The 2,019-nt window shown below is 69.2% G+C and carries 2 protein-coding genes; one reads left to right on the plus strand and one right to left on the minus strand.

Annotated elements, in window-relative coordinates; translation table 11 throughout:
- On the minus strand, nt 1-1,385 hold a 1,385-nt coding region (locus G6017_RS13555; RefSeq protein WP_182617826.1), incomplete at its 3' end, for a M1 family metallopeptidase.
- A 157-nt stretch (nt 1,386-1,542) separates the two neighbouring features.
- Between G6017_RS13555 and G6017_RS13560 the strand changes: the two genes are divergently transcribed.
- Nucleotides 1,543-1,992, plus strand: coding sequence for a hypothetical protein (locus G6017_RS13560; protein WP_182617824.1), 450 nt, complete (start codon nt 1,543-1,545; stop codon nt 1,990-1,992).
- The last annotated feature ends 27 nt before the right edge of the window (nt 1,993-2,019 follow it).

The following is a 2,019-nucleotide window of genomic DNA, read 5'->3' on the forward strand; positions in this document are numbered from 1 at the left end:
CGGCGGCCGGCGTGGTCATCGGGCATGCCGAGGGTGGGTGGCAGCGGTTCCGAGAACAGCCACGCGGACCACAGGGGACGCAGGTCGACGGGGGAGTGGTCGGCGGCCATGTGCAGGAAGTCGTCAGTGGTCGCGGTGCTGCCCGAGTACTTGGTCACCCAGTCACGCAGCAGCTGGAAGAACTGCTCGTCGCCGATCGTCAGGCGAAGGGCGTGCAGGGTGAGCGCGCCGCGCTTGTAGACGCGGTCGTCGAACATGTCCTTGGGGCCGGGGTCGGCCAGGAGCAGGTCCTGGGGTGAGTTCTGCAGCTTGGAGTAGTAGCGCAGCGCGTGGCTGCCCGCGTCGGCGCCGCCGGAGAACTCGGTCCACAGCCACTCGGCGTAGCAGGCGAAGCCCTCGTGGAGCCAGATGTGCTTCCATTCGGCGGCGGTGACGGCGTTGCCGAACCACTGGTGCGCGAGTTCGTGGGCGATCAGCCGCTCGTCGTCCGTGCCCGCCTCGGCGGTGTTGCGGCCGAACGTGGACATGCCCATCGCCTCGAGGGGGATCTCCAGCTCATCGTCGGTCACCACCACCTTGTACTCACCGAACGGGTACGGGCCGAACAGGTCGGTGAAGACCTCGATCATCTCGAACTGGCGGGCGAACGACACCCGGAAGTCCCGCTTGAGGTCCGCGGGCAGGTAGGCGTGGAACGGCACCGCCCCACCCGTCACCTCCAGGTGCTCGTACTGCCCCAGGTTGATCGTCACGAGGTAGGTGGAGGTGGGCTGCGGGAGGTCGAACTCCCAGGTGGTGGTGCTGCCGCTGCGCTTCTTGCCCACCAGCGAACCGGTCACGACCGCGCGGTACGGGGAGTCGGTGGTGAGCCGGATCCGGAACGGGGCCTTGGACGACGGGTGGTCGTCGCACGGGAACCAGCTGGCGGCGCCGTTGGGCTGGTTGGCCACCAGGACCCCGTCGGTCAGTTCCTCCCACCCGACCTCACCCCATGCGCCGCGGATCGGGCGCGGGTTGCCCGCGTACCGGATGGTGAGCGTGAACGCGGCACCGACGGGGATCGGCTCGGCCGGGGTGACGGTGAGCTTGCCCCGCGGCCGGTTGTACCTGGCGACCCGACCGCGGTCGAGAGACACCTTGGACACGTCGAGGTGGGGGGACAGGTCGAGCTGCACCGAGTCGAGCGGTTCGGTGGCCGTGGCGGTGATGACGGCCTGGCCACGCAGGTTGTTGGAGCTCATCTTGTAGGTGAGGTCCAGTTCGTACCGGGTCACCCGGTAGCCGTGGTTCCCGGCGCTGGGCAGGTAGGGGTCGACCGGATCGGCGCGCGACGAATCGCGGGGGGCTGCGATCTTGGCGATGAGGTCCTTCTTGACTGCCTTCAATTCCATGACCTGCGCGAGTGTAGTGGACCCGGGGTGATCGGCACCGCGCCCGGCGCCCGGGCGGCAGAAACTACTTGCCAAAGTGGAAAGTAGTTGCCTATGGTCTAGTCATTGCCCGGGTGGACACTCCCGGGACCGTCACGAGGAAGGTGTCGCCATGACCACGGAGATCCGCACCACCGGCGAGCTCGATCGCGCCGAGGCCGCCCGGCTCCTGGCGGAGGTCGAGGGTCGCCCGCCGGTGAGCTCCACGCGCGACGCCCGGGTCTTCGCCTGGTTCGCCGCCGTCATCGCGGTGGTGATGGGTGCCGGGACCATCGCGATCATGTTCTCCAACTGGGCGATGGTGCCGTACGTGGTGCTGCTGTTCGCCGTGATCTTCTGGCAGCGGCGATCGATCGGCGCCAGTCCCCGTGGTTCGGCCCGGACGTACCTCTGGGGGGTCGCGGGCTCCGGCGTGGTGGTCCTCGTCGTCGTCACCGGGTTGCACGTCATCCGCACCACGATCGGCCTCACCCCCTGGTGGTACCTCCTCGGTGCGGTGCTGGTGGCGGTGCCCGGACTGATCGCCGCCGCGCGCATCGCACGCCGGGGTGCCGCCCGGTGACCGGCCCGCAGGGCGATGCCCCTGCCG

Origin of the sequence: Dietzia sp. B44, assembly GCF_014145245.1 — a bacterium.
GTDB classification, from domain to species: Bacteria; Actinomycetota; Actinomycetes; order Mycobacteriales; family Mycobacteriaceae; genus Dietzia; species Dietzia natronolimnaea.

Excerpts from the sequence above, each read along its gene's own strand:
- G6017_RS13560 (WP_182617824.1), top strand. The coding sequence starts at position 1,543 with ATGACCACGGAGATCCGCACCACCGGCGAGCTCGATCGCGCCGAGGCC.